The sequence below is a fragment of the Viridibacillus sp. FSL R5-0888 genome, from assembly GCF_038009105.1.
Taxonomy (GTDB): Bacteria; Bacillota; Bacilli; order Bacillales_A; family Planococcaceae; genus Viridibacillus; species Viridibacillus arenosi.
This window is the reverse complement of the sequence record NZ_JBBPAU010000001.1, coordinates 3344177-3365751: the sequence shown is the minus strand read 5'-3', so window position 1 is coordinate 3365751 and position 21575 is coordinate 3344177. Positions and strand designations below refer to the sequence as shown.

Sequence of the window (21575 nt, the reverse complement as noted above, 5' to 3'; positions counted from 1 at the left end):
AGAAAGCATGAGAAGAGAACGTGGATTATTAATTGTCCTATCTGGCCCTTCAGGTGTCGGAAAAGGTACTGTACGAAAAGCACTTTTTTCACAACCAGATACTAATTATGAGTATTCTATTTCCATGACTACACGTCTACCACGTGAAGGCGAAGTTGATGGTGTTGATTACTTCTTTAAATCAACAGAGGAATTCGAAAGTTTAATCGAACAAGGACAACTCCTTGAATATGCGAAGTATGTAGGAAACTATTACGGCACACCTCTAGAATATGTAAACAAAACATTAGATGCTGGACGTGATGTATTTTTAGAAATTGAAGTACAAGGTGCAGCTCAAATTCGTGACAAGGTTCCAGATGGTTTATTCATCTTCCTTGCGCCACCTAGCATTTCAGCATTACAGCAACGATTAGTTGGGCGTGGTACTGAAACAGAAGATGTTATTGCAACGCGTATTGCTGCTGCAAACCAAGAATTAGAAATGATGAATTTGTACGATTATGTCGTTGAGAACGATGAAGTACAATTAGCTTGTGATCGTGTCAATGCAATCGTAGTTGCGGAACATTGTCGACGTGAAAGAGTAGAAAAACAATACTTAGCTATGCTGAGAGGAGAATAATTAGATGTTATACCCATCTGTTGACGTATTAAAACAAAAAATCGATTCAAAATATTCATTAGTTAGCCTTGCTTCAAAAAGAGCACGTGCAATGCAAGAAGGTAGTGACTATAGGCTTTCATCTTATAAATCACATAAGAATGTAGGGAAAGCACTTGAAGAAGTTTCTGCTGGCGTTTTAAGTCAAGTAGCCCAAGACGAATCAGCTATTTACGAAGACGAAGTTTAATGACATGACAACGTGAGGCTCCCGAGGAAATTAACATTTCTTTGGGAGCTTGTCGTTTTGAAAGGAAGAAAAAAATGCTTGCAAATAAAAACATTTTACTTTGTGTTTCAGGCGGAATCGCCGTCTACAAAGCAGTAGCATTGGTGAGTAAATTATCTCAAGCTGGTGCACATGTGAAAGTAATGATGACTGAATCTGCAACACGTTTTGTAACACCTTTAAGCTTTCAAGTAATGTCTAAAAATGATGTTTATACAGACACTTTTGATGAAAAAGATTCAAGTGTTATTGCACATATCGATTTAGCAGATTGGGCGGATTTAATCATCGTAGCTCCGGCAACTGCAAATGTAATTGGTAAACTTGCAAACGGCATTGCAGATGATATGGTAACAACTACATTATTAGCAACAACTGCAAAAGTGTGGATTGCACCTGCAATGAATGTTCATATGTATGATAATCTTGCAGTTAGACGAAATATTGCCCAATTAGCTGAGGATGGCTATGAATTTATTGAACCATCAGAGGGCTTTTTAGCTTGCGGATATGTAGGTAAAGGTCGTTTAGAAGAACCAGAGAAGATTACAGCATTAGCTGCCCAGTTTTTCGAACCAAAAAACGGACTTTTAAAAGGTAAGAAAGTTGTTATTTCTGCAGGACCAACGCGTGAAAGAATTGATCCCGTACGTTATTTAACCAATTTCTCAACTGGGAAAATGGGCTATGCTATGGCTGCTGCAGCACATAAATTAGGTGCAGAAACTGTACTTGTATCAGGTTCGGTTGCAATTGAGCCTCCAGCGGGTGTACGGGTTGTTCATGTGGAAAGTGCTGAGGACATGCTTCAAGCTATGTTAGCTGAATATGATGACGCCAATATTGTTGTAAAAACAGCTGCGGTAGCGGATTATCGTCCAAAAACGGCGCATTTGCAAAAAATGAAAAAGCAACCAGGTGATGCGATTATTGAATTAGAACGCACCACCGATATTTTACTGACATTAGGGGAACGAAAAAAAGATCAATTACTAATTGGTTTTGCAGCAGAAACCAATGATGTATTAAAGTATGCAAAAGGTAAGTTAGAAAAGAAAAATGCAAATTATATTGTTGCTAATGATGTAACGCAAGATGGAGCAGGCTTCGGCACTGATACAAATACGGTTACACTCGTTGGGCTTAATGATTTCGAAAAAACATTCGTTCATCTTCCTAAAAAAGAATTGGCACTTGAGTTATTCAAAACCATTTTAGCAAGGGAAGAAAGTTTAACGTGATTGCGCAAGTCATCGTAGACGTAGCGGCTTATCCAGTGGATCGACCGTTTGACTACGCTGTTCCAGAAGAATGGCAAGCACTTGTAGAAGCCGGATGTCGTGTGAAAGTACCATTCGGCCCTCGTAATGTGCTTGGTTTCATCACTGCTTTAAAGGAAGAAACGGATGTTCCACAAGGTAAACTAAAACCACTATCACAGTTACTCGATATTGAACCTGTCTTAACAGGTGAAATGCTACAGCTTGCCCAGTGGATGACAAGGCATACTTTATGCTTTGAAATTGATGCATTACAAGTGATGCTACCCTCTGCTTTACGGGCGAAATACGAAAAAACCATTCATCTCTCAGGCCCACTAGCTGACCTGCCAGCTGAATTGCAAAATCTTTTTGGCAATAAATCATCAATTCCATATAAAAAAGTAGAAGTTGCTGGATTTCTAAAATCATTGAAATACAGTATTGAACAAGGAACAGTTCAAATAAAAACAGTCGTCAAACAACAAGGTCAAGTAAAGGCTGTCCGAAAGTTGGAAATTTTGGATGATGAAGTGAAGTTACAGCAAATTGCTGCTGATATTCCAAAAAGAGCGAAAAAACAAGTTATGGTCGCTGAATGGATGGTGGATCATAAAGGTGAAGTTTTTACACCAGAAGAACTTTGTCAAACCTTAAATATTACAACTGCTGTTCTTAATGCGCTAATTGAAAAAGGGGCTGCCAAGTATATTCAAGAAGAAGTATACCGAGACCCATTTACTAAAAATGCAGTGAAGACGAAGCCGCTTGCACTGACTGATGAACAAGAAGTAGCATTACAGCAAATATTAACAGCGATGAAAAATAAACTACCGACAACGTTTTTACTGCATGGCATTACAGGGAGTGGGAAAACGGAAGTGTATTTACAGGCTATTCAAAGTACTCTTGAAAAAGGAAAAGAAGCAATAGTACTCGTCCCTGAAATTTCTTTAACACCTCAAATGTCGGAGCGTTTTCGTTCACGTTTTGGAGAACTAGTTGCTGTTCTTCATAGTGGTTTATCGAAAGGCGAAAAATATGATGAATGGCGAAAGATTCAAAGAGGGGAAGTAAAGGTTGTAGTAGGCGCTCGATCAGCTGTCTTTGCTCCTTTCACAAATGTAGGGTTATTCATATTGGATGAAGAGCATGAGTCGACTTATAAGCAAGAGGACTCACCGCGTTATCATGCACGGGAAGTAGCTATTTGGCGTAGTGAATTTCATCAATGTCCTGTCATATTAGGTAGTGCAACTCCCTCTTTGGAATCTTTTGCTAGAGCAAAGAAACACGTATATACATTATTGACATTAAAAAAACGTGCAATGCAGCAATCCCTGCCAACAGTTGAAATTATCGATATGCGTGAACAATTGAAAAACGGGAATCGTTCGATGTTCTCTGAGGAGTTAGCAGAAGCAATTCGTATTCGACTTGAAAAAAAAGAGCAAATGGTATTATTCCTTAATCGTAGAGGCTTTTCTTCATTTGTGTTATGCAGAGATTGTGGTACGGTTGTGCAATGTAAAAACTGTGATATTTCTATGACCTATCACCGCTCTCAAGAAAAACTGAAATGCCACTATTGTGGCTATGAAGAACAAGTCCCGCATGAGTGCCCTGAATGTCAAAGTGAACATATTAGATTTTTCGGTACAGGGACGCAAAAGGTTGAAAGTGAAATATATAAGTTCTTTCCTGAAGCAAGAGTACTTCGTATGGATGTTGATACAACGAGACAAAAAGGTTCTCATGAACGTATCTTAGATGCCTTTGGTCGCGGAGAAGCAGATATTTTACTAGGAACACAGATGATTGCGAAAGGGCTTGATTTCCCTAACATTACGTTGGTTGGTGTTCTGAGCGCTGATACGTCATTAAATTTACCGGACTTTAGAGCTGCGGAGCGAACATTTCAATTACTTACCCAAGTAAGTGGACGTGCCGGACGTCACGATAAACCTGGTGAAGTATTTATCCAAACTTATACACCGGAGCACTATGCAATCGAACTTTCAAAAGAACAAGATTATGAGCCGTTTTATATGCAGGAAATGCAAATGAGACAGCGTTTCGCCTATCCACCGTATTATTTTGTCGTACTTATTCAAGTTACGCATGAAGATGTACTGATGGCAGCAGAATATGCAGGTAAGGCAGTGGATTGGTTACGTATGCAACTATCACAAAATGTTGGTATTATCGGTCCGACAGCAGCGTCAATTAGTCGTGTGCAAAATAGATATCGCTATCAATGTTTGATAAAATATAAAAAAGAGCCTAATTTAACGGCTACTTTACAACAATTAATTCGCATGTATCGAACAGACTGGGTGAAAAAAGGTATTCAATTAACAGTTGATTTAGACCCTTCATCCATTTAGATATAATCGCAAGAAAAGAGGGCATTATGGCATTATTAGATATTGTAAAAAATCCAGCAAAAGTGTTAGAAACTAAAGCAGCACCTGTTACTAAATTTGATGCAGAGCTAGCAAAGTTACTTGATGATATGTATGATACAATGCTTGAGCATGATGGTGTAGGGATAGCAGCACCTCAAGTAAATAAAAGCATTCAAGCGGCAGTTGTAGAAATGGGCGAGGAAAGAGCCATTCTGGAAATCATTAATCCAACGATCTTAGCCACAGACGGTTCAGCTATAGAGATTGAAGGATGTTTGAGTTTTCCTGAACTTTATGGAGATGTAGAACGTCCTGATTATGTCCATATTAAAGCGCAAGACCGTAATGGAGAATGGTATGAAGTTGAGGCAGCCGGTTTTGATGCACGTGTGATTCAACATGAAATTGACCATTTGTTTGGTGTGTTATTTGATAAGAAAATTATGCGTGTTTATACGCTTGAAGAATTAGAAGAAATGGCCGAAGCAGAGGAGGAACAGGAATGATTTCCATTGTCTTTATGGGGACACCTGCCTTTTCGGTGCCGGTTTTGCGTATGCTACATGAAGAAGGATACGATATTAAAGCCGTCGTAACACAACCGGATCGTCCTGTTGGTCGTAAACGTGTTTTAACACCACCACCTGTCAAAGAAGAGGCTGTTCGTTTAGGGTTACCGGTAATTCAACCAGAGAAACTTCGTGGGTCTGAAGAGTTGCAAGAAATCATAGCTTTAAATCCCGATTTAATTGTGACAGCAGCTTTTGGTCAAATTTTACCGAAGGAACTATTAGATACACCGAGACTTGGTTGTGTGAACGTTCATGCTTCATTACTACCAGCTTATCGAGGTGGAGCACCTATTCATCAATGCTTAATCGATGGGCAAGAAAAGACAGGTGTTACGATAATGTATATGGAAGTTAAACTTGATGCAGGTGATATTATTTCACAAGCAGAACTCACAATTGAAGAGCAAGATCATACAGGTCTATTATTTGATAAATTAAGTATTATCGGTCGCGACCTACTAAAAGAAACGTTACCTTCTATTATCGAAGGTACTAATAATCGCATCCCGCAAGACGAAGCAAAAGTGACTTTTGCTCATAATATTTCACGTGATCAGGAGCTAGTCAATTGGCAGCAAAATAACACAGAAATTTATAACCAAGTAAGAGGTTTACATCCATGGCCGGTAGCTTATACGAAATTGAATGGCGATAATATTAAAATTTGGTGGGCGCAAAAGTCGGATAAAAAACATAGTGAAGATCCTGGTACTGTTATTGCTATTGATAAAGAATATTTTACAGTGGCTACAGGTAACGGAGAAGCAATAAATATTTTAGATTTACAGCCAGCTGGCAAAAAGCGTATGACTGCGATGGATTACTTAAGAGGTACCGGGTCAAAATTACAGATTGGGGACCGTTTTGAATGACAAAAAAGAAAGATAAAATTTGGGATGGTAATGTTCGCGACGCAGCATTAACTATTCTTCTTGCAGTAGATAAACAGCAAGCATACAGTAATTTACTTCTTCATCAAACAATAGAAAAATATAATATAAAGCCGAAAGACCGTGCTCTTTTAACGGAAATTACTTACGGTACACTTCAATACAAAATGACTTTAGATTATTATTTAGAGCCTTTTGTTCGCGGGAAATTGGATGATTGGGTGAGATGGTTACTACGCTTGTCATTATATCAAATTGCATACCTATCTAAAATTCCTGACCATGCAGCAGTAAATGAAGCCGTTGAGATTGCTAAACACCGAGCACGCCATCAAGGTGTCTCTAAAACAGTAAACGGCATTTTACGTTCGGTCTTACGTGACGGAATTAGAGATACGACGGATATTAAAGATCCGATTGAACGACTTTCTATTGAAACGAGTCATCCGAGCTGGTTAGTACGCCGTTATGTAGAAGCTTATGGCATTCAAAAAACATCTGATATGCTGTTTGAAAATAATCTACCTCCACAACAAACAATTCGAGTAAATACAGCAAAGGTAACTACAGATCAAGCGCTTGAAAGCTTGTGGGGTGAGAAATTTGAAGTTGTGCGTAGTAAAGTGTTACCGGAATGCTTGCATTTATTAACGGGTCAAGCTGCGCGTACAGAATCTTATAAAAATGGTTTGATTACCATTCAAGATGAAAGCTCTATGATTCCGGCTTACGCTTTGCAAGTAGAGCCAGGAATGAGAGTTTTAGACATGTGTGCTGCACCGGGTGGTAAAACGACACACATTGCTGAAAAAATGAAAAACGAAGGCGAGTTAATCGCAACTGATTTACATGCTCATAAACTTAAGCTTATTAAGAGCAATGCAGAACGTCTAGGCCTAACTATTATTGACGCACAAGTATTAGATGGTCGAAAAGCAACTGAGCAATTTGAAAAGCAATCATTCGATCGTATTTTAGTCGATGCACCGTGTAGTGGCTTAGGAGTTATTAGACGTAAACCGGATATTAAATATACAAAAAAAGAAGAAGATTTCTCATCACTACAACCAATACAATTACAATTACTGGATTCAGCTTATGAATTATTAAAAAATGAAGGCAAAATGGTTTACAGTACTTGCACAGTTGATAAAATTGAGAACGATGGAACTGTTTCTGCATTTTTAGAAAAACATCCGGATATGGAACTTGAACCTGTACCAAATGTACCAGACGTACTCAAAGAGCTTCAAACAAACGGAATGATGCAAGTCTTTCCACAAGACTTTAGCAGTGATGGCTTTTTCGTTGCTGCTTTTAGAAAAAAAGGAGAATTTACAAACTAATGGATCAAGAAATACAAAAACCAGTAAGAGTGAAAAAAGAAAAACCACAATTACGCCAATCGATTTATTCATTATTACCAGAAGAAATGCAAACTTGGTTAAAAGACAACGGTGAAAAACCATTCCGTGCAGGCCAAATTTTTGACTGGTTATATATAAAACGTGTAACAACATTCGATGAAATGTCTAATTTATCGAAAGAATTACGTGATAAATTAGCTGCTGACTTTGAACTTAGTACATTAAGCACATTAATCAAACAAGAATCTAAAGATGGTACCATCAAGTTCTTGTTCCAATTACAAGACGGCTATTCAATTGAAACTGTGTTAATGCGTCATGAATATGGGAACTCTGTTTGTGTAACGACACAAGTGGGCTGTCGTATCGGATGTTCATTCTGTGCATCTACTTTAGGAGGACTAAAACGTCATTTATTAGCTGGTGAAATTGTTGAGCAAGTTGTCAACGTTCAAAAAGCTTTAGATGAAGTTGGTGAACGAGTAAGTCATGTCGTGATCATGGGAATCGGTGAACCGTTTGATAACTATGATGCCATGATGAGCTTCTTAAAAGTCATCAATCATGAAAAAGGATTAAACATTGGTGCACGCCATATCACAGTCTCAACTAGTGGTATTATTCCTTCAATTTATAAATTTGCAGATGAACAATTACAAATCAACTTTGCCTTGTCATTACACGCACCAAATCAAGAATTACGTCTACGTTTGATGCCAATCGCAAAAGCATATAAATTGCCAGACCTAATTGAAGCAATTCGTTATTACACTGAGAAAACAGGTCGTCGAGTTAGTTTTGAATATGGCCTATTTGGAGGAGTCAATGACCAAGTAGAACATGCTGAAGAATTAGCGAAATTAATCAAAGGTATTAAATGTCACGTGAACTTGATTCCAGTAAACTATGTTCCAGAACGTGACTATGTACGAACACCAAAAAATGATATTTTCTCTTTTGAAAAAACATTAAAAAATAATGGTATTAATGTAACGATTCGACGCGAGCACGGTTCAGATATTGATGCTGCATGTGGTCAATTACGTGCGAAGGAGAGAAAGCAAGAAACGACGAATTAATGGGGTGACTGGCTGTGGAATATATAGTAGCGAGTGATATTGGAAGGAAAAGAACGGTAAATGAGGACCGGGCTATATTCATTGAACGTGAAGATGCATATAAACTTGCCATTGTCGCTGATGGTATGGGTGGACACAATGCTGGAGATATAGCTAGTGCTATGGCGGTTTCTGGATTTGAACAGTTATTTTTGCAAGCAGATGCGGAGTCATTTCAATCAACTGAATTGAAAAAAGAATGGCTATTAGCATCTGTTCAAGAACTCAATGAATCGATTTATCAATATTCTTTATCACACGAAAATTGTCACGGCATGGGAACAACTTTAATAGCCGTTCTGATTGATGCTGACGAATGTATTATTTGTCATATCGGAGATAGTCGTGTGTATTACAGCACGAAAACTAATTTGCAACTTATTACAAGAGATCACTCTTATGTGAATGTACTCGTCGATAATGGAGAAATTAGTGAAGAAGAAGCCGAAAGTCATCCTAAGAAAAACTACATCATTAAATCTTTAGGAACAGAAGCGACGATTGCACCAGATTTTTATACGGTGCAATTCGTTGCTGATTCATATTTTTTAGTTTGTTCTGATGGCCTAAGTAACAAATTAACTAAACAAGAAATGCAAGCGATTATTCATCTGCCACTACCTATTCAGGAAAAAGGTGAACAACTGATACAACTGGCAAATGAACATGGCGGTGAAGATAATATCTCGCTTATTTTATTTGCAGATAATATGAAGGAGGTGTAAGAATGCTTGTTGGAAAAAGATTAAGTGGCCGTTATAAAGTTCTTGAATGGATTGGCGGCGGCGGTATGTCCAATGTTTATCTTGCACACGATATGATTCTAGATAGAGATGTAGCAATTAAAGTACTAAGATATAGCTTTTCCGATGAAGAGGAACTTCACCGACGTTTCCAAAGGGAAGCGCTATCTGCCACAAGCCTTACACACCCTAATATTGTGAGTATTTATGATGTTGGTGAAGATGGTGATATGCATTATTTAGTAATGGAATACGTTGAAGGCAAAACATTAAAGCAATACATACAGGAATTTGCGCCTTTATCACCAGTGAAATGTGTCATGATAATGGAGCAACTAACCTCAGCTATTGCACATGCTCACCAAAATCAAATTGTTCATCGCGATATTAAGCCACAAAATATTTTAATGGATCAAGATGGTAATGTGAAAATTACGGATTTTGGTATTGCGATTGCATTAACAGCAACATCCTTTACACAAACGAATTCAGTTTTAGGAACAGTCCACTATTTGTCACCTGAGCAAGCACGTGGAGGAACAGCAACAAAGAAATCGGATATTTATGCATTGGGAATTGTACTCTACGAATTGTTAACAGGCAAGCTACCGTTTATGGGTGAATCAGCAGTGTCAATCGCACTGAAACATTTACAATCTGAAACGCCATCAGTACGCGCAATTGTGCCCTCTATTCCACAAAGCTTAGAAAATGTTGTGTTTAAGGCAACTGCTAAAGATCCAGCACACCGATATTTTACTGTTGAAGAACTTCAGGAAGATTTATCGACAGTTCTTGAAGAAAATCGAAGTCAAGAATCGAAATTTATGCCTCCTGTTGACCACGATGAGACAAAAGCAATGCCAGCCATTACTAAGGCACAAATGATTCGAAATGTGGACATTGAAAAAACAAAGGAAATACCAGTGGTAGAAGATAATAAACATAAGGAAAAAAAGGGCGGTAAAAAGAAATCGAAGAAAAGAAAATTATTGCTACTCGTTAGTGGTATTATAACTTTCCTTTTATTGTTTATCTTAGTCCTGGTACTATACCCTAATCTATTCAAAGAAAAGAAAGTGGAAGTTCCAGATGTTGCTGGACAAGAGTTAGCGAAGGTAATTGATTTACTAGAAGAGAAGGGCTTTGAGATAGGTAGACAAACTGAACAAGCTTCTGAAGATATTAAAGAGGGAGATGTTATATCGACGAATCCGGCTGCTGGAAAAGAGCTTAAAAAAGGTTCGGAAATTGATATCATGGTAAGTTCAGGGCAGAAAAAAGTAACATTGATCGATTATAGAGGTCGAGACATAGAACAAGTAAAAAAATTACTATCAAAGTATAAGTTTAAAGACATCGAAACTAAAACTAAACACTCTGATCAAGAACCTGGTACTATTTTAGATCAGACGCCTGATGCAAGTGATGAGGTCGTACCTGCAGACACTATTATTGTTTTTACTGTAAGTGAGGGTCTAGAGCAGGCGCAAGTTGGAAGTTTACTAAGATATGATGAGGATGCGCTTAAAAGTTATGCAAAATCATCGGGTTTTAACGTCCACATTGCAAAAGAGGAAAACTCAGAAACTGTTCCAAAAGGACAAGTTATTTCTCAAACTCCTCAAGCGGGGACTATGGCAAGTATCGGATCTACAATTAATGTGGTTATTTCAAAAGGACCGCTACAAAAATCAGTAAAATTTTACGAGGCTATAATTGATATTCCATACGACCCTGAAGAAGAGGACGAGGAGCAAGAAATCCGTATTTACGTCCAAGATCGTAAGCGCTCAATTGCAGATGTTGATCAACAGTTTAAAATTTATGAATCAAAAAAAATACGACTTCCTTTAGCAGTTGAAGAAGGGCAAAAAGCAATTTATCGTATTGTCCGAGATGATAAAATAATTATTGATGAGACAATAACTTTCGAACAACTAGAAAAAATGGAAAAATTACAATAAGGAGGAATTTAATGGAGAAAGGTCAGATCCGAAAAGCGTTAAGCGGATTTTATTATGTTCACTCAGACGGTGAACTAATTCAATGCCGCGGTCGTGGCGTATTCCGAAATAGAGGGATTTCACCACTTGTTGGTGACTTTGTGGACTTTGTGGTTGAAGGAAATAATGATGGTACAATCACAGCCGTTCATGAGCGTCATAACGAACTTGTACGCCCGCCAGTGGCGAATATTGACCAAGCAATCCTTGTCTTCTCAGCAAAAGAACCAGCTTTTAATACAATTTTATTGGATAAATTTTTAGTAGCGTTAGAATCTTTCCATATCCACCCAATTATTTGCTTAACAAAAACAGATTTATTAACTTCAGAAGAAAATGAAGGCATCCAACAGTATGTTAAAGATTATCAAGAAATAGGTTATGAAGTGATTCAAACCTATAAAAGTGATCCGGAAATACTGGTGAAAATTGAACAGGTTTTAGATGGTAAAACAACTGTATTGGCAGGACAATCTGGTGTTGGGAAATCTACTTTATTGAATACAATTATGCCATCATTAGAATTAAAAACCGGGGTTATATCAGAAGCGCTAGGACGAGGAAAGCATACGACAAGACATGTTGAATTAATCCCTCTTGCTGGAGGGTTAATTGCTGATACGCCTGGATTTAGCTCTTTTGATTTCGATACACTTGAAAAAGAAGAATTAACATCTTGTTTCCCGGAATTACAGCGTTTATCGGAGGATTGTAAATTTCGTGGATGTTTACATTTAAAAGAACCAAAATGTGCTGTGAAAGCTGCAATAGAGAACAAGGAAATTAAGCAGTATCGCTATGATCATTACCTGCAGTTTTTGCAAGAAATAATTGATAGAAAGCCGAGGTACTAACGATGATTAAAATCGCACCATCTATTTTAGCTGCTAATTTTTCAAAATTAGCTGATGAAGTAAAACAAGTTGAAGCAGCAGGAGCAAAATTAATTCATATCGATGTAATGGACGGACATTTTGTACCAAATATTACAATGGGCCCAATCGTAGTGGAGGCTCTACGTCCGGTAACAGATCTACCACTTGATGTACATTTAATGATTGAAAATCCAGATCAATATATCGAAGACTTTGCAAAAGCCGGTGCAGATTATATTACAGTACATGTAGAAGCATGCCGTCATTTACATCGTACAATCCAATTAATTCGTTCACATGGTGTGAAACCAGGTGTCGTATTAAATCCTCATACACCAATCGAAACAATTCAACATGTTTTAGAAGATATTGATATGGTGCTATTCATGACAGTAAATCCGGGCTTTGGTGGACAAAAATTCATCCATTCGGTAGTGCCTAAAGTTGAACAACTTTCAACAATTATTAAAGAAAAAGGCTTGAATGTGGAAATTGAAATTGATGGCGGGATTAATGCAGAAACAATCATTCCTTGCGCAAAAGCTGGTGCAACAATATTCGTAGCAGGATCAGCGATTTACGGCAAAGAAGATCGTTCAAAAGCGTTACAAGAAATTCAATTAGCTGGAGAAAAAGCAATCCAATGAAAACTATTGTGATTTGTGCTGGAGGCCCTGAGCAAGAGATCGTGTCCAACGATTTCTTGCTTTCGTTTTCTGATGCTTTTTTCATTGGAACAGACCATGGGACGATGTATTTATTAAATAGAGGAATTGTTCCAGATATGGCTGTCGGTGACTTTGATTCGATAACAAATGAAGAATGGCAAGAAATTTCCGAGCGAGTACCTCATATTGAACGTTACTCACCTGAAAAGAATGAGACAGATACTGAACTCGCAATTATTAAAGCGCTATCATTAGAGCCAACTACAGTATATATTACTGGAGTAACAGGTGGTCGTTTAGATCATTACGAGGCAAATTTGCATACAGTATATCGCTTACAATTAGCGTATCCACAATTACATATAAAAATAGTAAATCGTTCAAATGAACTACAATTTTTACTCCCTGGTGAACATACAATGGTACAGGATGATCATTATAAATATATGTCCTTTTTTGCATTCAAAGGCCCTGTAGAGAATATGACGTTGCGCGGTGTTTTATATGAAACCACCAATGAAGTAATTGAAGTAGGAACCTCTCGTTTTACAAGTAATGAAATATCTGACGGAATCGCGTCTATTTCATTCACAGCAGGCATATGCTTAATGATAAGAAGTATAGATGACTAGCGAGGAGTGGAGAGTTGAAGGTATACACGTTCCAATTGCCAAAATTCGTCAGTGGATTTGCGAGGGTTTGTTTACAAGCATTTCAAAAAGAAACATCAGCATCAGCATCAACAACTGCTACAGCTAAATCTAAACAGAGAAAGAAAAAAGAAAAAATGCCAGGGTGACGATAAGTCAACCTGGCATTTATTATGAGTGCATTATACGCGCTCAACTTTTCCTGATTTCAAAGCTCGTGCAGAAACCCATACACGTTTCGGTTTACCGTCAACTAGAATACGGACCTTTTGTAGGTTTGCACCCCATGTACGCTTGTTAGCGTTCATTGCGTGGGAACGAGCGTTGCCGGAACGAGTTCTACGTCCAGTAATTACGCATTTTTTTGGCATTTTTATATTCCCTCCTCACAAAAAGAAGCTGAAAGATTATAATTTCAGTTCGGTATTTCACATACTTTAATAATTTAACATACACTTTTATGCAATGCAACTGATTTCGATAGACTTTCAAGAAAAAAACCTTTACAGTCTATACTAGACGAATGTATAGGTTTTCTTTTATAATCGAATTTTGTATAGTACAATAAGAGTTAGTCAAAATGGAGTCAGGAGGCATTTTTATGTCAGTTGAATTAAAAAACGAATTCGGAAACATTGATATCTCTAATGATGTTGTCGCACAAATGGCCGGTGGAGCCGCTCTTGAATGTTACGGCATTGTAGGTATGGCAAGTAAACACCAAATTCGTGATGGACTAACAGACATTTTACGCAAAGAGAATTTTGCAAAAGGTGTTCTTGTACGCCAACAGGGCGAAGATTTACATATTGATATGTATGTAATTGTTAGCTACGGCACTAAAATCTCTGAAGTAGCATACCAAGTCCAATCAAAAGTAAAATATACACTAGATAAAACACTCGGAATGGCAGTGAAATCAGTCAATATCTATGTGCAAGGTGTTCGCGTAGCGAACGTGTAAGAGGAGGAACTCATTCAAATGAAGTCATTAGACGGGATTAAATTTGCCGAAATGGTGCAAATGGGATCACATCACCTATTCCAAAATGCAGATTATGTGGATTCTTTAAACGTATTCCCTGTGCCAGATGGCGATACAGGTACAAATATGAATTTATCGATGACATCAGGTGCAAAGGAAACTGAAGCAAATGCTGTGGAACATATCGGTAAAACAGCCCAAGCCTTATCAAAAGGATTATTAATGGGAGCGCGTGGTAACTCAGGTGTTATCCTATCGCAACTATTCCGAGGCTTTGGTAAAGCAATCGAAAAAGAAGCTACAGTCGATGCCATCCAATTCGCGCAAGCATTCCAATACGGCGTGGATACTGCATATAAAGCAGTTATGAAACCTGTAGAAGGTACTATTTTAACGGTTGCAAGAGAAGCTGCAGCTCATGCTGTGGAAGTAGCTAAAACAGAACAAGATATTATCGTTGTGATGGAAGAGTTAGTCAAAGCAGCGAAAGCATCACTAGCTAACACACCTGAATTACTACCTGTACTGAAAGAAGTTGGAGTAGTAGATAGTGGTGGACAAGGTTTAGTGTTTGTTTATGAAGGTTTTGTAGCATCACTTAAAGGTGAAGCACTTCCAGAAAAAACTGTAGCATCTTCAATGGATGATTTAGTAAATGCTGAACATCATAAAGTACAAGACTTCATGGATACATCAGAAATTGTGTACGGTTACTGTACTGAGTTTATGGTTCGTTTCGAAGACGAGAAATTAGGTGGTAAACCTTTTGATGAAGCAAAATTCCGTGAAGATTTAAGTCATTATGGAGATTCTTTACTTGTCATTTCAGATGATGAAGTGGTGAAAATTCACATTCACTCTGAACAACCAGGTGAAGTAATTGCTTACGGACACCAATTTGGTAGCTTGATTAAAGTGAAAGTCGACAATATGCGTCAGCAACATACAGACATCGTTGGCGAAGGTCATACTAATGAGTCAGCTAAAAAAGTACAGAAAAAACATCCATATGCAATTGTTACAGTGGCAATGGGATCGGGTGTTGCTGAGCTTCTTGAAAGTGTTGGCGCTTCTTATGTTATCGAGGGTGGACAAACAATGAATCCTTCAACTGAGGATATCGTTAACGCTATTAAATCAGTAGGGGCAGAACGCGTACTAATTTTACCGAATAATAAAAACATCGTAATGGCAGCAGAGCAAGCAGCTGAAGTATTAGACATTGAAGCTGCGGTCGTACCAACAAAATCAGTGCCTCAAGGAATGGCAGCAGTTCTTGCATTTAATCCTGATGCTTCAGTTGAAGAGAATAAAGCAAATATGACATTGGCATTTGCTCATGTGAAAACTGGACAAGTGACATTTGCTGTTCGTGATACTTCTATTGATGGCGTTGAAATTCATAAAGGCGACTTTATGGCTATTTCTGAAGGTAAAATTGTGGAAGCAACAACTTCACTAGCAGCAGCTTCAGAAACTTTAATTCAATCAATGATTGATGAGGATTCGGAAATCGTAACAGTTCTTTATGGACAAGATGCAGATGAATCAGAAGTTAATACATTTACAAGCTTTATCGAAGAAAACTATCCAGATGTTGAAGTGGAAGTTCATAACGGTAAACAACCATTGTATCCATTTATTCTTTCTGTTGAATAAAGAGTACCGTAAAGTTTTTTCGGAAATTGTGGTATTTAAATTAAACAGTTATTCAAAAGTAGCGCGCTATTAGAGTGTGCTACTTTTTTGCGCTGTATCAAATACTTGGTATAGTCTTAAATTATCATGTAGAATGGTGTTACGACTAACAACGATTAAGCAAGGGGGCAGTTTTTTTATGAAATACACATCGGTATTCGATATTATCGGCCCGGTTATGATTGGGCCATCCTCATCACATACAGCCGGTGCAGCACGAATTGGTCGCGTCGCACGTGACTTGTTTGGGGGCCAACCAAAATGGGCGAAAATACATCTATATGGCTCTTTTGCAGAAACTTATAAAGGGCATGGGACAGATGTTGCAATTATCGGAGGTCTACTAGACTACGATACGTTTGATGAACGCATAAAAACGGCTTTTGCTGATGCAGAAAAAGCTAACTTAACATTTGAATTTATTCCAGAAACAGCGCATACAGAACATCCAAATACAGCGCGTCTAGTAATTGGAGACGATGAAACAGAAATGTCGATGGTAGGTATTTCGATAGGCGGAGGAAGTATTGAAATTATAGAATTAAATGGTTTCCCGCTTCGGTTATCTGGGGGGATGCCGGCAATTCTAGTTGTGCATGATGACCGAGCAGGCTGTATAGCGGCGGTTGCAAACTGTTTAGCAGGTTATAATATTAATATTGGTCATATGGAAGTTTCACGAAAAGAACGTGGCAATATGGCATTAATGGTTATTGAAGTTGACCAAAATATCGACAAATCCATTTTAGATGAAATGTCAACTCTACCGAATATTACTAAAGTAACACGCATTAAAAACTAGGAGGTAGAAAAATGGAAGTATTATTTCATAATGTTAGAGAATTAGTGGCATTAGCTGAAAGTGAAAATAAACAAATTTCAGAAATTATGATAGAGCAAGAGATGTTAATTATTGAACGTACACGTGAAGAAATTATGACTCAAATGACTCGCAATTTAACTGTTATGGAAGAAGCTGTTGAACGCGGTTTAAAAGGTGTGCATTCTGTAACTGGCTTAACTGGAGGAGATGCAGTCTTACTTCAGAATTACATTGCGACAGGAAAATCTTTAGCAGGAGACCTTTTATTAGACGCAGTAAGTAAAGCTGTTGCAACGAACGAAGTGAATGCAGCGATGGGTACCATCTGTGCAACGCCAACAGCAGGTTCGGCGGGTGTTGTACCGGGTACACTTTTTGCGGTGAAAAATAAATTAAATCCAACGAAGGAACAAATGATTCGTTATTTATTCACTTCAGGGGCATTCGGTTTTGTTGTAGCAAATAATGCATCCATCTCAGGTGCAGCAGGTGGATGTCAAGCTGAAGTAGGTTCTGCTGCAGCAATGGCTGCTGCTGCAATTGTTGAAATGGCAGGAGGTACCCCTCAACAAAGTGCGCACGCTTTTTCGATTTCATTGAAAAACATGCTTGGACTCGTTTGTGATCCTGTAGCTGGATTAGTAGAAGTGCCATGTGTAAAACGTAACGCTATGGGAGCAGCGAATGCAATTGTTGCTGCTGATATGGCTTTAGCAGGTGTGACGAGTAGAATTCCCACAGATGAAGTCATTGATGCTATGTATCGTATTGGACGTACAATGCCTTCTGCACTAAGAGAAACTGGACAAGGTGGCCTAGCAGCTACACCGACAGGTAGAGCATTGGAGGCTAAAATCTTCGGAGGGGCAGTGCTGCAAAGTGAATGATCTTTTGATCCAGCCTGTCACGAATTTAAAAGGTGTCGGAAAAGGGATGGGAGAAGCACTTCATAGCATGGGCATTGAAACTTTCAATGACTTACTTTGGACCTTTCCTTATCGACATGAAGATTTTAGATTAAAGGATTTAGCAGAAACGCCACATAATGAACGTGTTACGGTTGAAGGGCGTATTGAAAGTGAACCAGTTGCCCTGTTTTTAGGGAAAAATAAATCGCGTCTACAAGTGCAAATGCTTGTAGGACGCCATTTAATAAAAGTCGTTTTCTTCAACCAATTATACTTAAAGAATAAAATGATACCTGGTTCTATAGCGACTGTAACGGGGAAGTGGGATCGCGGTCGTCAAGTTATTAATGGCACCCAAATTACATTTGGCCCGAAAGTAGATCATGCTGACTTTGAGCCAGTTTATAGCTTGAAAAGCGGTATGCATCAAAAAAAATTCCGTAATTATATGCGTCAAGTACTAGATGAATCGAAATCAGCAATTGTAGAATCTTTGCCTAGTCATTTAAGAACGGCCTATAAATTGTTACCTGTCTCAGATGCGCTAGAAGGTGTTCATTTTCCGATAGATGCGAATCATGCCAAGCAAGCAAGAAGGCGTTTTGTTTACGAAGAGTTGTTGCGATTTCAATTACGAATACAAGCCTTACGTAAAATTCGTAAAGAACAAGAGCAGGGTTTATCTATTCACTATGATTTAGAGAAACTAAAAAAGTTTTTTCTAACTTTGCCATATGAATTAACGAATGCGCAAAAACGTGTTGTCAATGAAATATGTCGAGATTTACTAGAGCCTCATCGTATGAATCGCCTGTTACAAGGGGATGTTGGTTCTGGGAAAACTGTTGTAGCGGCCATTGCATTATACGCTGCTGTGACAGCGGGTTTTCAAGGTGCTCTAATGGCTCCAACTGAGATTTTAGCTGAGCAGCACGGAGAGTCACTTGATGAATGGTTAAGGCCACTAGGAGTAGAAGTGGCTCTTCTATCGGGTTCAACCAAAACAAAGGCTCGTCGTATACTTCTGGAACAATTAAAAAACGGTGAGATAGATATTTTAATTGGAACACATGCATTAATTCAGCCGGATGTGGAATTTTATAAACTTGGTCTAGTGATTACAGATGAACAACATCGATTTGGTGTAGAACAACGTCGTATTTTACGTGATAAAGGGGAAAATCCAGATGTACTATTCATGACAGCGACACCAATCCCTCGAACTTTGTCGATTACCGCTTTCGGAGAAATGGATGTGTCAATTATTGACGAATTACCTGCTGGACGAAAAGAAATTCAGACAAATTGGGCTAAAAAGGAACAATTTAATCAAGTGTTATCCCAAATGACAAAGGAACTGGCAATGGGCCGACAAGCATATGTTATTTGTCCCTTAATAGAAGAATCAGATAAACTAGATGTGCAGAATGCAGTAGATGTTTACACACAACTGACTACATTATTCGGTGAGAAATATAAAGTCGGGCTCATGCATGGTCGATTACCTGCAGAAGAAAAAGATGCGGTGATGCGTGAGTTTAGTGAAGGGCAGTTGCATGTGCTTGTTTCAACAACGGTTGTAGAAGTTGGAGTGAATGTACCAAATGCAACATTTATGATTGTCTATGATGCAGAGCGTTTTGGTTTGGCTCAGCTCCATCAATTGCGAGGTCGTGTGGGTCGTGGCGAACATCAATCCTATTGCGTATTATTGGCAGATCCAAAATCAGAAGATGGCAAAGAGCGAATGATTTCAATGACGGAAACCAATGACGGTTTTCGTTTAGCGGAAAAAGATTTAGAATTACGTGGTCCAGGTGATTTCTTTGGTAAAAAACAAAGTGGTTTGCCTGAATTTAAAATGGCTGATCTCGTCCATGATTACAGAGCATTAGAAGTGGCGAGACAAGATGCAGAGAAGCTCCTATCAACTGAAGAATTTTGGCAAGCAGATGACTGTGAGCAGCTACGTAATATGCTAGCGGAGTCTGGTGTATTAAATGGTGATCGTATCGATTGATATGAATTATTTTTGTTGAAAAGGGAGAGAATGCGAAAAAGAGTTTAAAACAACTCTTGCATTCTCTTTTTTTAATTTATATACTGATATTAGTACCAAGTGCTAATTTTTGAAAGGTGGCGAAAAAAATGAAGTACTCTAAAAAAGAACGACAAAAATTATTGCAGCAAACAATAATCGATAATCCATTCGTCACCGATGAACAGCTAGCCAGTCAATTTAATGTGAGCGTACAAACGATTCGATTAGATCGAATGGAGTTATCGATACCAGAATTACGTGAACGAATTAAAGGTGTGGCTGCTCATAATTTTGAAAATGATGTAAAATCTTTACCAATTGATGAAGTGATTGGTGACATTATAGATATTGAATTAGACGAAAGAGCCCTTTCCATTTTTGACGTGAAAGAAGAGCATGTCTTCCAGCGTAATGGCATTGCGAGGGGACATCATCTATTTGCTCAAGCAAATTCACTCGCTGTAGCAGTGATTGATGATGACTTAGCCCTAACTGTGCATTCAGAAATCCACTTTGTTAAACCAGTACGAGCAGGTGACAGAGTAATTTCAAAAGCACTTGTCACAGGCAAGGATGACAGCAAAAGTCGAACATTTATCGAGTTAACCTCTACTGTTGAAAATGAAGTTGTTTTCGCTGGTAAATTCGAAATGTACCGTACGAAAGGAAAAGGTGAAAAATAAATGAAAATAGCAATAGACGGCATGGGTGGAGACAATGCACCACAAGCCATTATCGAAGGCGTATATAAAGCGTTAGAAGCTTCTGCAGACATCGAAATCCAATTATTTGGTCAAAAACAGGCAATGCAGCCTTATTTAAAAGATCATGAGCGCTTAACTGTGATTAATTGTGAAGAAGTAATTGAAGGTGACGACGAACCAGTTCGTGCAGTACGTCGTAAGAAAGATGCATCAATGGTGAAAATGGCAGAGGCAGTTAAGAATGGTGAAGCAGACGCTTGCGTATCAGCAGGGAATACAGGTGCATTAATGGCCGCTGGATTATTTGTAGTAGGTCGTATTAAAGGTATTGATCGTCCTGCATTATCAACTACCTTACCAACTTTAGATGGTAAAGGTTTTGATATGTTAGATCTTGGATCAAATGCCGATGCAAAACCAGAAAACTTGGCTCAATTTGCAATTATGGCTAGCATTTATGCACAACAAGTACGAGATATTCAAAATCCAACAGTCGGATTATTGAATATCGGGACAGAAGATAAAAAAGGAAATGAGCTTACTAAAGCTGCTTTTGGTTTATTGCAAGAAGCACCAATTAACTTTATCGGTAATGTTGAAGCACGTGAATTATTAAATAGTGCTGCAGATGTTGTCGTGACTGATGGGTTTACAGGTAATATGGTGTTAAAAACAATCGAAGGTACAGCTGATAGCATCTTTTCTATGTTAAAAGGAGCATTTATGGCTTCAGGGAAAACAAAAGTTGCAGCGTTAATGATGAAGAGTAATTTAAAAGAAATTAAAACTAAAATGGACTACACAGAGTATGGTGGAGCCGCTTTATTCGGTTTGAAAGCACCGGTAGTAAAAGCGCATGGCTCATCAAATGCAAATGCTTTTGCTAGTGCTATTCGCCAAGCAAATATTATGGTTAAACACAACGTATGTGCAACGATTGATTCTACAATTTCAAAGGAGAACTAAT

22 protein-coding genes are annotated in these 21575 nt (G+C 38.3%); 21 read left to right on the top strand and 1 reads right to left on the bottom strand.

Annotation, left to right across the window (positions count from 1 at the left end; translation table 11 throughout):
- Nucleotides 1-7: 7 nt before the first annotated feature.
- The 14 genes from gmk to spoVM all read left to right on the top strand — a co-directional run bounded on the left by gmk (nt 8) and on the right by spoVM (nt 13598).
- A complete protein-coding gene (gene gmk, locus MKY02_RS16875) occupies nt 8-625 on the top strand; it encodes a guanylate kinase (RefSeq protein WP_038183944.1) in 618 nt (205 codons plus the stop codon).
- A gap of 4 nt (nt 626-629) precedes the next feature.
- Nucleotides 630-854 carry a DNA-directed RNA polymerase subunit omega gene (gene rpoZ / locus MKY02_RS16870; RefSeq protein ID WP_038183947.1) on the top strand — a complete coding sequence of 75 codons (225 nt, stop codon included), beginning with the start codon at nt 630-632 and terminating at the stop codon, nt 852-854.
- A gap of 74 nt (nt 855-928) precedes the next feature.
- The gene (gene coaBC, locus MKY02_RS16865; RefSeq protein WP_340711562.1) at nt 929-2134 is read left to right on the top strand and encodes a bifunctional phosphopantothenoylcysteine decarboxylase/phosphopantothenate--cysteine ligase CoaBC; all 1206 of its coding nucleotides are present in this window, start codon (nt 929-931) and stop codon (nt 2132-2134) included.
- The gene (gene priA, locus MKY02_RS16860; RefSeq protein ID WP_038183952.1) at nt 2131-4539 is read left to right on the top strand and encodes a primosomal protein N'; all 2409 of its coding nucleotides are present in this window, start codon (nt 2131-2133) and stop codon (nt 4537-4539) included. The genes coaBC and priA overlap by 4 nt, the downstream gene beginning before the upstream one ends.
- Before the next feature lie 26 nt (nt 4540-4565).
- Nucleotides 4566-5066: a peptide deformylase gene (def, locus tag MKY02_RS16855; RefSeq protein WP_038183955.1), complete on the top strand. Its 501-nt coding sequence runs from the start codon at nt 4566-4568 to the stop codon at nt 5064-5066.
- On the top strand, nt 5063-6004 hold the full coding sequence (gene fmt / locus MKY02_RS16850; RefSeq protein ID WP_038183958.1) for a methionyl-tRNA formyltransferase: 942 nt from the start codon (nt 5063-5065) through the stop codon (nt 6002-6004). Before def ends, fmt begins: the two co-directional genes overlap by 4 nt.
- Nucleotides 6001-7368 carry a 16S rRNA (cytosine(967)-C(5))-methyltransferase RsmB gene (gene rsmB / locus MKY02_RS16845; protein WP_038183961.1) on the top strand — a complete coding sequence of 456 codons (1368 nt, stop codon included), beginning with the start codon at nt 6001-6003 and terminating at the stop codon, nt 7366-7368. The genes fmt and rsmB overlap by 4 nt, the downstream gene beginning before the upstream one ends.
- On the top strand, nt 7368-8468 hold the full coding sequence (gene rlmN, locus MKY02_RS16840) for a 23S rRNA (adenine(2503)-C(2))-methyltransferase RlmN (RefSeq protein ID WP_038183964.1): 1101 nt from the start codon (nt 7368-7370) through the stop codon (nt 8466-8468). The genes rsmB and rlmN overlap by 1 nt, the downstream gene beginning before the upstream one ends.
- A gap of 14 nt (nt 8469-8482) precedes the next feature.
- Nucleotides 8483-9232 carry a Stp1/IreP family PP2C-type Ser/Thr phosphatase gene (locus MKY02_RS16835; RefSeq protein ID WP_340711561.1) on the top strand — a complete coding sequence of 250 codons (750 nt, stop codon included), beginning with the start codon at nt 8483-8485 and terminating at the stop codon, nt 9230-9232.
- 2 nt (nt 9233-9234) lie between these two features.
- A complete protein-coding gene (gene pknB / locus MKY02_RS16830; protein WP_038183970.1) occupies nt 9235-11217 on the top strand; it encodes a Stk1 family PASTA domain-containing Ser/Thr kinase in 1983 nt (660 codons plus the stop codon).
- Nucleotides 11218-11228: 11 nt separating this feature from the next.
- Nucleotides 11229-12110, top strand: a complete 882-nt coding sequence (rsgA, locus tag MKY02_RS16825) for a ribosome small subunit-dependent GTPase A (RefSeq protein ID WP_038183972.1) — start codon at nt 11229-11231, stop codon at nt 12108-12110.
- A gap of 2 nt (nt 12111-12112) precedes the next feature.
- The gene (gene rpe, locus MKY02_RS16820) at nt 12113-12778 is read left to right on the top strand and encodes a ribulose-phosphate 3-epimerase (RefSeq protein ID WP_038183974.1); all 666 of its coding nucleotides are present in this window, start codon (nt 12113-12115) and stop codon (nt 12776-12778) included.
- Nucleotides 12775-13431, top strand: coding sequence for a thiamine diphosphokinase (locus tag MKY02_RS16815; protein ID WP_038183976.1), 657 nt, complete (start codon nt 12775-12777; stop codon nt 13429-13431). The genes rpe and MKY02_RS16815 overlap by 4 nt, the downstream gene beginning before the upstream one ends.
- Before the next feature lie 14 nt (nt 13432-13445).
- Entirely contained in the window at nt 13446-13598 is a 153-nt protein-coding gene (spoVM, locus tag MKY02_RS16810; RefSeq protein ID WP_081730071.1) for a stage V sporulation protein SpoVM, read from the top strand.
- A gap of 33 nt (nt 13599-13631) precedes the next feature.
- Here spoVM and rpmB read toward each other — a convergent pair whose 3' ends face one another.
- Entirely contained in the window at nt 13632-13820 is a 189-nt protein-coding gene (gene rpmB, locus MKY02_RS16805) for a 50S ribosomal protein L28 (protein ID WP_038183978.1), read from the bottom strand.
- 230 nt (nt 13821-14050) lie between these two features.
- Between rpmB and MKY02_RS16800 the strand changes: the two genes are divergently transcribed.
- The 7 genes from MKY02_RS16800 to plsX all read left to right on the top strand — a co-directional run bounded on the left by MKY02_RS16800 (nt 14051) and on the right by plsX (nt 21574).
- Nucleotides 14051-14413 (top strand): Asp23/Gls24 family envelope stress response protein, encoded by a 363-nt coding sequence (locus MKY02_RS16800; RefSeq protein WP_038183979.1) that lies wholly within the window; start codon nt 14051-14053, stop codon nt 14411-14413.
- An 18-nt stretch (nt 14414-14431) separates the two neighbouring features.
- A complete protein-coding gene (locus MKY02_RS16795; RefSeq protein WP_076065426.1) occupies nt 14432-16093 on the top strand; it encodes a DAK2 domain-containing protein in 1662 nt (553 codons plus the stop codon).
- Nucleotides 16094-16271: 178 nt separating this feature from the next.
- Nucleotides 16272-16934 carry an L-serine ammonia-lyase, iron-sulfur-dependent subunit beta gene (gene sdaAB, locus MKY02_RS16790; protein ID WP_038183982.1) on the top strand — a complete coding sequence of 221 codons (663 nt, stop codon included), beginning with the start codon at nt 16272-16274 and terminating at the stop codon, nt 16932-16934.
- 11 nt (nt 16935-16945) lie between these two features.
- The gene (gene sdaAA, locus MKY02_RS16785; protein WP_340711560.1) at nt 16946-17842 is read left to right on the top strand and encodes an L-serine ammonia-lyase, iron-sulfur-dependent, subunit alpha; all 897 of its coding nucleotides are present in this window, start codon (nt 16946-16948) and stop codon (nt 17840-17842) included.
- Nucleotides 17835-19883: an ATP-dependent DNA helicase RecG gene (gene recG / locus MKY02_RS16780; RefSeq protein ID WP_340711559.1), complete on the top strand. Its 2049-nt coding sequence runs from the start codon at nt 17835-17837 to the stop codon at nt 19881-19883. Before sdaAA ends, recG begins: the two co-directional genes overlap by 8 nt.
- Before the next feature lie 128 nt (nt 19884-20011).
- The gene (gene fapR, locus MKY02_RS16775; RefSeq protein WP_038183987.1) at nt 20012-20587 is read left to right on the top strand and encodes a transcription factor FapR; all 576 of its coding nucleotides are present in this window, start codon (nt 20012-20014) and stop codon (nt 20585-20587) included.
- The gene (plsX, locus tag MKY02_RS16770; protein WP_038183989.1) at nt 20588-21574 is read left to right on the top strand and encodes a phosphate acyltransferase PlsX; all 987 of its coding nucleotides are present in this window, start codon (nt 20588-20590) and stop codon (nt 21572-21574) included. It abuts the gene before it with no gap.
- Nucleotide 21575: the final 1 nt, after the last annotated feature.